Raw genomic sequence first — 8,746 nt, forward strand, 5'->3', positions numbered from 1 at the left:
TCAAGAAGAATTCATTCAAGAAGAATTCATTCAAGATGAAGCTACTCAAGCAGAAGTTGCTGAAGAAATTCTTGAGGAAGAAATCATCGGACAAGATTTCATTCAAGAAGAATTGATTCAAGAAGAATTAAGTGAGGTAGAGATACCCCAGCAACCTCCTCTTGAAATCAAAGCAAAAAGCGAAGTTGCGCGGCGGCTGCGAGGTTGGCTACCCAGTTGGGATGGCCCTTTGCGTCAAGCTAGCTGAACTGCCATGAGCTCAAAAAACCTTTCGGCTCCATTACTGCTGCCCCGTAGTTTGATCGTTTCGGTGCAGGCACCGGAAGGTTCGCCCATGCGTGATCCCGATGTAATTGCTGCTATGGCAGAAGCCAGTTTGCGCAATGGGGCAATTGGCGTAAGGCTTGAAAGCCCAGAACATATTGGTGCTGTGCGCCGCCGCTGCCCTAAAGCTTTGATCATCGGCTTGTGGAAACGCAGCTTTCCAGATAGTGCTGTTTATATAACCCCAGGCTGGAGAGAGATCCAAGAGGTGTGGTCTGCTGGAGCAGACGTGATTGCAATTGATGCCACTGCTCGCTACCGGCCTGGGGGGCAGGAGTTGGCGGCGTTAGTGCAAAGGGCACAAAATGAACTGAAGGCACCTTTGATGGCTGATGTTGATTGTTTGAGTAATGGCTTAATTGCAGCTGCTTTGGGTTGCCAATGGGTGGGTACCACCCTTTATGGCTACACCGAAGCCACCGCTGCTGAGCGGCCACCGGCCTGGGATCTGTTGAAACCTTTAAGGCAGCAGTTGCCAGCTACTACGGGCCTTATCTGCGAAGGCGGCATTGCGAGCGCTGCGGAGGCAAGCCGTGCATTAGCTGAAGGTGCTGATGCGGTGGTGGTGGGCACTGCTATCACAGGCGTTGATCTACAGGTGGCAAGTTATGTGGCAAAAATAAAAGGCTGATTATTCACCTATTCGGATTTTGCCAATTAAAATTGATAACAGTGATATTTTCCGATGACGTTCCTGGTGTTGGCGGCCTTGGGCTTGCTAATGGCGCTCATATACATACCTTTGCGGATCACCCTTACCCTCACAGCCAGGGGGCGTCGTTTGAAATTGCTGCAAAGGATCCGCCTATTGCGCCAGCAGTTGGGTGCGGACGTTACCCCATCAACATCCCCCCATCCACCTGCATTACCTGCCCCGTGATGTAAGCGGCGGCTGGATCGGCTGCTAAAAATCTCACGGCTCCAGCCACTTCAGCCGCTTCTCCATATCGCCCCAAAGGGATTGCGGCCAATAAGGCTTCTGCTTGTAGATCCTTAGTCATATCGGTGGCGATAAAACCTGGTGCAACGGCATTTACGGTTATCCCCCTGCTGGCAAGTTCCCTCGCAGTGCTGCGGGTAAAACCAATCACCCCCGCCTTGGCTGCGGCGTAATTTGCTTGGCCTGCATTTCCCATCAAGCCCACCACGGAGGTGATATTCACAATTCGCCCACTTTTTTGCTTAAGCATCGGCCTCGTAACAGCTCTGGTGCAAAGAAATACACCGGTGAGATTTAGATCGATTACCGCTTGCCAATCGCTTGTTTTCATTCGCATCAGCAACCCGTCGCGCGTGATGCCGGCGTTATTAATCAACACATCAATACTGCCGCCGCGCTCGATTACCCCATCAACAAGGGCGATCACTTCTGCTTCATTGCTTACATCTGCCTGCAAAGCAAAGGCCTTGCCCCCTTGAGCTGTGATTTCTGCCACCACGGCAGTAGCAGCAGCGGCGGAGCTGGCGTAATTAATTGCGACGGTGGCACCTGCGGCCGCTAGCTCAAGTGCCACGGCCCTGCCGATCCCTCTGCTACCACCTGTAACAAGCGCGATTTTGCCCAATAGGGGGGAGTGGGCTTGGCTCATGGTTGCAGCGAAACTGGCGCGATCGTAAGGGTGCGCTTAGCCCTGCACTGCACTGCAGGTTTGTAAAGCGGAGCCCAAAATTAGTTCGAGGGCTGCTAATTGTTTTGGGCTACCCATCACCACAAGGCGCTGGCCGAGGCTCAAGGTGGTGTTACCACTGGGGTTCGCAAGTAAACCATCTGAACCCTGGATTGCTAAAACCAAAGCCCCACCCGTGCGTCTGCCAAGGTCTAGCTCGATCAAGCTACGACCCATCACGGCATGGGCTAATTGGGGGTTATCGCTGAGTTGAAATTCCTCCACTTCGCAATTGGAACCCGCCAAAAGATCAAGGAAATTGAGGGCAAGGGGGCGTAGGGCTGTGGCGGCCATGATTCGCCCGCCGGCGATGTAAGGCGAAACCACTGCGTCAGCACCGGCCTGTCTCAATTTGCGTTCTGCTTCACCGCTATCTGCTCGGGCAATCAAACGGCAATTGGGAAATAAACCACGGGCGCTTAACACCACATAAAGATTGGCGGCATTGCTTGGTAGAGCTGCCACAAGTGCTCTGCAGTGCTGAATACCTGCTTCCTGCAATGTTTCATCCAAGGTGGCATCACTATTAAGCACTTCCAAATTGCGATTTCGGGCCTCGGCAATTCTTTCCGGATCGGTTTCAATCACTAAAACAGCCACATTTTCGGCGCTGAGTTGTGCGGCGATTTCACGACCGATGCGGCCGTAGCCGCAAACAATTACGTGGTTGCACATGCGTTGAAGTTCTTGCATCCGTTGCCAGCGCCGGCGTCGCTGAAAATAACCACTTTCCTGAAGGCTAAGCAGCCATTGCAAGGTTTGCTGTACCACAACGATGCCGCCGAGCAACATCAGCACCGTTACCCAGCGGCCAGCTGGGCTTACTACGGTTTGATCGCCATAACCAACGGTGGTAAGGGTAATTGCCACCTGCCAAAAGCAATCCCCCCAATCCCAACCTTCACTGAGGCGGTAACCGCAAGCACCACCGATCACCACCATTCCAAGCGGCAGCAATGGAGTATTCAGAAAAGGGTTTAGGCGTCGTTGCATCCGTTGGCGCCTCCCTAGAAAAGACGCCATTTTTTTTAAGCCATGCCAAGAGCTTTTAAAACAGCTGTTGGGGTTAATGCGTTCAACGGCTGTTCACCACGAAGATGGTCTAAATCCACCAGGGTGATACCGGTTAAATCAGCTAAAAGCGTTACTGCTGGGTTGTTGCTCACAAGCACATCTGCACTTGCTACTTGAGCGGCTTGCTCAATGATATTTGTAGTTGAAAGCCGATGAATACGCGCTTCTGGTAATTGTTTTTGCACATGATTTTGTAAATCTTGCCAATTGCTTTGCGGCCAATCGTTGTTGTCTTTGGAAGGAGCTAGTAGCAGTAGTGGACCGTTGCCTTCTGGAAATTGCGCTTGGGCATCAGCCAGGGCTTTTGGGGGCAACTTGAGGCGGTAATTAGTTGGTTTGGCGTTAATACCTAAAGGGGTAAGAAAAGCTTCTAAGCCTTTACTTGAAACCCGCACAGGGATATGGCTTAGGCCAAGTAGTAAATCAAAACGCCAACTGGAAGCAAGGTTGATGCAGGCTTGAAAATCAGGCTCCCTAACGCAACCCAACAGGTTGGTCCAATCCGCTAGGGAAACACTCGCATCAAAACCAAAGGGCAACACCTTTTCCACAGCTGGCAGCAACTTCCAAAGCGGTGCCATGGCTGCAGGGCAAGCCACCTGCAGTTGAGCAGACACCCCCTCTGCCAGTGCCGCTGCCATGGGCAGGGCCTGGAGCTGAGCTTCAGCGCCGCCAGGAATCAGAAACAACACACGCATCAGCAGAAACGAGCCAGCCCTGTTAGTGAGATGGTCGAATTGTATGGAGTTGAATCCAAAACGTTTGCACCTGCTGATCGTTGCTGCTGGCAGTGGCCGGCGCATGGGCCACCATCGCAACAAGTTGCTGATACCTCTAGAAGGCAGGCCCTTACTGGCCTGGACCTTGGAAGCGGCCTTGCAAAGTGAACAAATTACCTGGCTTGCAGTGGTTGGCCAAGAGCAAGATCGCCAGGAGATCCACATGATTCTGGCCAGCCTGAAGCCTTTAAAACCGGTGGAATGGGTGCAAGGGGGCAGCACGCGCCAGGCATCTGTTGCCTTGGGCCTTGCCGCATTACCAAAGGAAGCGGCTTACGTGCTTATTCACGACGGGGCCCGTTGCCTGGTGGAACCAGACCTTTTTAATCGTTGTGCCTTGGCTTTACAGCAAAGCGGAGAGGCCTTAATTGCGGCAGTGCCAGTAACAGACACGATTAAGCAGGTTGATAGCGAGGGGTATATCCGTAATACCCCAGAGCGTTCACAGCTTTGGGGGGCTCAAACCCCCCAGGGCTTTGCCTTGCCGGCCCTTAGAGCCGCCCATCAAAGGGCTGCTGCCGAAGGTTGGCAAGTAACAGACGATGCAGCGCTTTTTGAACGCTTGGGCCTGCCGGTGCGGGTGCTGGAGGCCAGTAGTGCAAATTTAAAAATCACCACCCCCTTGGATTTGGAGTTGGCTTCAGCCTTACTAAAAAGGCGCCAGGCTTAGCACTCCTTTATCGCCATCAAGGCGGGCGATTTTCCCCAGGGGCAACACGGCATTGCCGCTGCCGTGGCCCACAGGTAAGCCCGTCAAGCGCGGTATGCCGAGGTTGGCGGTGCGTTCTTGCAGCACCTGCTCTGCAGCATCACCTTCACCGCAATCACTAAAACTTCCAAAACCGATTGCGGCTAATTTTTGGAGGGCTCCGCAAAGTCGCCAATGGGTGAGCATGCGATCTATGCGGTACGGAGCTTCCCCTACGTCTTCGAGGATCAACACAGCCCCTGCTAGATCCGGACACCACGGGGTGCCGAGCAGGTGGGTGGCAACAGTGAGGTTTGCCACCAGCAACGGACCTTCAGCAATGCCCCCACCCCATGGGATCCCTTGAAGCGCTGGAACAGCGTCGCCAAGCAGCAGCCGCCGCAGCCGTTCTTGGCTCCAGGTTGGTTCAGCCGCCAGGGTTGTTACGAGGGGGCCATGGAGGGCGCCTTGGAGGGCGCCTTGATTTATGCCGGAAAAGCGCTTCAGCTGCATTGCCCAAAGCAAGCTCGTAATGTCTGAGAAGCCCAGCAGTAGGCCTTGAGGCGGCTGCCAATTCAGTTCTAATAGACGCGCTGCCCCCCATCCGCCTCGGGCGCAAGCCCATAGATCAGCGCTGCCATCAAAATCCGCCAGTCTTTCTTGATCGCTGCCAGCTAGGTATCCCCAACTGCGATCACTAATTTGGGGCAGCTCTAAGCGAATGCCCCAGCTAGCAAGCAGCTCAAGGCCCGTTTGCAAATTATTTAATTCACCAAGTTTTGAACTGGGGGCAACGATGCGAGCCTTCATTATTAATATCTGCCGATGATCAGGGCAAAAAGCAGTAGGGCCCCCAGCAGCACCTGCCGTTGAAAATGTTTGCCACTTTGTAGAGATCCCATTGCTTCATCGCGGCGCAATAACAACCATTCCCTAGCAAAACCCACCGCTGCTACAAGAGCTAGTGCAATAAAACCCGCCCCGAGCCCTGCAGCAAGCCCCGCTCCAAGCAGCAGCAACCAGGTAGCGGCATAACAAAACCCCACCACTGGCACCACATGGGAGCCGAGGCTAAGGGCACTGCTGCGCACGCCAAGCCTTTGATCATCGGGGCGATCGGCCAGCGCATAAACCGTGTCAAAGCCAAATGTCCAGAAAATAGTGGCGCCCCAGCAGCCCCAAAGGGGCCAGCCACCGCTAAGGCTGCCCCGCGCGGCGGCCCAGGGGATCAGCACAGCAAAACCCCAACAAAAGGCCAAAAGCAATTGGGGGAAACCAAACCATCGCTTCGCGGAGGGATAAATCAGCACCAAAGGCAGGCTGATCACGGCCAAGCAAAGGCATAGCAGGCGATTCGGCAGGGCAAGCACCACTGCAAGGGCGATAGCAAGGCAAATCAGTAGTAAAGAGAGCGCAAAATTTGTATCTAAAGCGCCCCTTGCCAATGGCCTGCTGCGGGTGCGTGCCACCTGGGCATCAATCTTGCGATCCCAAAGATCGTTGGCGATGCATCCCGCTCCGCTTACAGCAAGGCCGCCAAACATCACAAGTAAAAGCAGTAGTGCATTGGGCTGAGGCTGCTCCAGCCAAAAACTCCAGCCGGCTGGCAATAACAAAATCAAGCGTCCGCTTGGCTTTTGCCAACGCAGCAATTCCAGCCAGGCGGGCCAGGTGCGCTTTTTAGGGGGTGAAGCCACTGTGAGCAGTGCTGCGATGCGAGAGTGTGCCACGGCTCTAGGGGATCCTGAATTGACAGCACAAAACACAGCTGTGCTGAACGGGATGCGGCGGGTGGCAGCCATTGATCTAGGCACTAATTCCACCCACCTAGTGATAGCGGAGGTAGACCCCCTGCTGTGCAGTTTTTCGGTGTTGGTGGCAGAAAAATCCACCACCAGACTGGGGGAACGGGACGTTGATAGCGGAGAACTAACGGTTGCAGCAATGGAGCGCACCCGGCTTGCTCTGCGCCATTGCCGCGAACTAGCCCGCAGCCATGGCGTGGAAGAAATTGTTGGCGTGGCCACGAGTGCCATGCGAGAGGCACCTAATGGCCTTGCCTTTCTTGCCGAATTAAGGGAATCGCTGGGCCTAAATCTTGAAGTGATTAGTGGCACAGAAGAAGCGCGCCTAATTTATTTAGGGGTTCTTTCTGGCAAGGATTTCAGCGATAGCCCCCACCTAATTCTTGATATCGGCGGCGGTTCAACCGAATTGGTTTTAGCGGATGCCAAAGAAGCCCGTGCACTTACCAGCGCCCGGGTGGGGGCTGTGCGCTTGCAGCGGGATTTTGTGAAACGAGAACCGCTAGATCGGGAGCGGGTTGATTTTCTTAGGGCTTTTATCCAGGGCTCCTTAGAACCATCGGTAGACAAAGTGCTGCGTCGTTTGAATCCGGGTGAAACGCCTGTGATGGTTGCCACCAGTGGCACAGCAATGGCAGTGGCGGCGCTGCTGGAAGCTGAATCAGCTCGCAATTCAGCCCGTTTGCACGGCAAAGTTGTGAGCAAAACCGAATTAGATGGCCTGGTGGAGCGGATTTTGCCGCTCACGCCCCTGCAACGCAAAGAACTAACCGGCATTAATGAAAGGCGCGCCGAAATTCTTGTGCCCGGATTACTGGTGTTGCAAACGGCGATGGCTTTGCTTGGAGCAAAACAATTTGAGGTGAGTGATCGAGCTTTAAGGGAGGGCTTGATCGTTGATTGGATGCTGCGCCATGGCTTGATTGTTGATCGTTTCGCTTACCAAAGTGAAATTCGTGAACGCACGGTGTGGCATCAAGCACGCAAATTTGGGGTTGATGGGGGTCGTGTTGAACGGGTAGCTGCAAATGCAATAACGCTTTTTGATCAAACAAAAGGCAGTTTTCATGATTTTTCTGAGCAGCAGCGCGAGCTTTTGTGGGCGGCGGCAATGCTGCACAATTGCGGGCTGCACATAAACACCAGTGGTTATCACAAGCATTCGTGGTATTTGATAAATAATGGCGAACTCCTTGGATATTCTCAAAGTGAGCAATTGTTAATTGCTTCTCTAGCTAGGTATCATCGCCGCAGCCTGCCCAAAAAACGCCATGAAAGCTGGTTGCTATTGGATCGCGATCAAAGGCGGATTGTGGAAACACTTTCTTTATTGCTGCGCCTTGCCGCAGCCATGAATCGCAGGCCGGAGGCGGTAATTGCAGCTTTTGAAGCCAGTTGTATTGGAGGCAATTTTAATTTAAAACTGCAACCTTGCAACACCACAGAAGATCTCAGTTTGGAACTTTGGAGTTTGGAAAGTTGTGCGGCTGCATTTACCGATAGCGGCGGCTACAGCCTAAGTTGTGGATTAATTAGCGGGGCGGCATAAATTTCACCCATTCAATAACTTCAATTCGACCCAAAGGTTTAGCAGCTGCAGCACCAAACTGCACTTGCACTAGATCGGGCCTGCCTGAGCGCACCTCAAGACCTTTGCCCAAGGCAAAAACTCTTGTACCTTTGAATTTGCCTTCAAAAATAAGTTTTTTGCCATCCAACTCACGCACTGCTAGCCACGCAGTTTGATTTGCAATCAAACGCAGATTCTTGTTTGTTGGGGCTGGGGTAGGTATTTTTTGAACTCTTGCTTGAATTTTAATTGGTTGTTTTTTACCGCTTAGCTGATTGAATCCAATGCTTCCAAGCCCAATCAATACAGCAAAACCGGCAAGCCAAGCAAAAGGAAGAGCACTTATTTTACTTTTGGATTTAGTGGAAGGATTGATCCAATTCTTCGTGCCTTCTTCCCTGTTTGGCGTGTTAATGGTTCGTTTGCTAGAGGCCCCCATCACAGCAATGGCAGCCGCGCTGGGCATTACATCTGGCACTTGCTGCAACAAAATCCGCAATTCGCTTACGAGAAGATCGGCCTCAAGGCCAAGGCTGGTTGCAAGCCTGCGCACCTGCGCAATAGCAAAAGCGTCTTCAGGCCATTGCTGGCGATCGCCAGCTTCTAAAGCTGCAATCTGCTCAGGGCGCATGCAAAGCTTTGCAGCCAAATCTTCTACATTCAGGTTCTTAGCCAAGCGCGCGCCACGCAAACGCGATCCAAAAGCAGCTAGGCCGCCGGGTTCGGTTGGCAGTTCAGGGGCGTGCAAGCAAGCGCTCAAATCAAGCTAAACTTTGACGCAAAATCGTAAATTGTCAACAAAATTAGATAAATGATAAGAATATAAAATAATTTAAATA

Annotated in this window: 10 protein-coding genes; 4 read left to right on the top strand and 6 right to left on the bottom strand. The window is 52.8% G+C overall.

All coding sequences use genetic code 11. From position 1 onward, the window contains the following. Nucleotides 1-247 (top strand): hypothetical protein (locus AC2JC8_RS07155; RefSeq protein ID WP_484594428.1); only part of this gene is annotated, 247 nt, incomplete at its 5' end. 6 nt (nt 248-253) lie between these two features. Then, on the top strand, nt 254-955 hold the full coding sequence (locus tag AC2JC8_RS07160) for an N-acetylmannosamine-6-phosphate 2-epimerase (RefSeq protein WP_484401067.1): 702 nt from the start codon (nt 254-256) through the stop codon (nt 953-955). A 202-nt stretch (nt 956-1,157) separates the two neighbouring features. On the opposite strand, the gene fabG is transcribed toward AC2JC8_RS07160, so the two are convergent. The 3 genes from fabG to AC2JC8_RS07175 are packed head-to-tail and all read right to left on the bottom strand — an operon-like array spanning nt 1,158 to nt 3,763. Next, nucleotides 1,158-1,913: a 3-oxoacyl-[acyl-carrier-protein] reductase gene (gene fabG, locus AC2JC8_RS07165; protein WP_484401065.1), complete on the bottom strand. Its 756-nt coding sequence runs from the start codon at nt 1,911-1,913 to the stop codon at nt 1,158-1,160. A gap of 36 nt (nt 1,914-1,949) precedes the next feature. After that, nucleotides 1,950-3,014 carry a potassium channel family protein gene (locus tag AC2JC8_RS07170; RefSeq protein WP_484401064.1) on the bottom strand — a complete coding sequence of 355 codons (1,065 nt, stop codon included), beginning with the start codon at nt 3,012-3,014 and terminating at the stop codon, nt 1,950-1,952. Between the two features lie 5 nt (nt 3,015-3,019). Next, entirely contained in the window at nt 3,020-3,763 is a 744-nt protein-coding gene (locus AC2JC8_RS07175; protein WP_484594429.1) for a glycosyltransferase family 9 protein, read from the bottom strand. A gap of 64 nt (nt 3,764-3,827) precedes the next feature. On the opposite strand from AC2JC8_RS07175, the gene ispD reads away from it, so the two are divergent. Next, nucleotides 3,828-4,514 carry a 2-C-methyl-D-erythritol 4-phosphate cytidylyltransferase gene (gene ispD / locus AC2JC8_RS07180; RefSeq protein ID WP_484401078.1) on the top strand — a complete coding sequence of 229 codons (687 nt, stop codon included), beginning with the start codon at nt 3,828-3,830 and terminating at the stop codon, nt 4,512-4,514. On the opposite strand, the gene AC2JC8_RS07185 is transcribed toward ispD, so the two are convergent. Together AC2JC8_RS07185 and AC2JC8_RS07190 are read right to left on the bottom strand one after the other, a co-directional pair. After that, a complete protein-coding gene (locus AC2JC8_RS07185; RefSeq protein WP_484401062.1) occupies nt 4,494-5,342 on the bottom strand; it encodes a S66 peptidase family protein in 849 nt (282 codons plus the stop codon). The two genes, ispD and AC2JC8_RS07185, sit on opposite strands and share 21 nt — an antisense overlap. A gap of 2 nt (nt 5,343-5,344) precedes the next feature. Continuing rightward, on the bottom strand, nt 5,345-6,229 hold the full coding sequence (locus AC2JC8_RS07190; protein WP_484401077.1) for a 4-hydroxybenzoate polyprenyltransferase: 885 nt from the start codon (nt 6,227-6,229) through the stop codon (nt 5,345-5,347). Nucleotides 6,230-6,245: 16 nt separating this feature from the next. On the opposite strand from AC2JC8_RS07190, the gene AC2JC8_RS07195 reads away from it, so the two are divergent. Continuing rightward, a complete protein-coding gene (locus AC2JC8_RS07195) occupies nt 6,246-7,886 on the top strand; it encodes a Ppx/GppA phosphatase family protein (RefSeq protein WP_484401060.1) in 1,641 nt (546 codons plus the stop codon). Here AC2JC8_RS07195 and AC2JC8_RS07200 read toward each other — a convergent pair. Next, entirely contained in the window at nt 7,870-8,667 is a 798-nt protein-coding gene (locus AC2JC8_RS07200) for a helix-turn-helix domain-containing protein (protein WP_484594430.1), read from the bottom strand. The two genes, AC2JC8_RS07195 and AC2JC8_RS07200, sit on opposite strands and share 17 nt — an antisense overlap. Between the last annotated feature and the right edge of the window lie 79 nt (nt 8,668-8,746).

The organism is Synechococcus sp. (assembly GCF_982614295.1).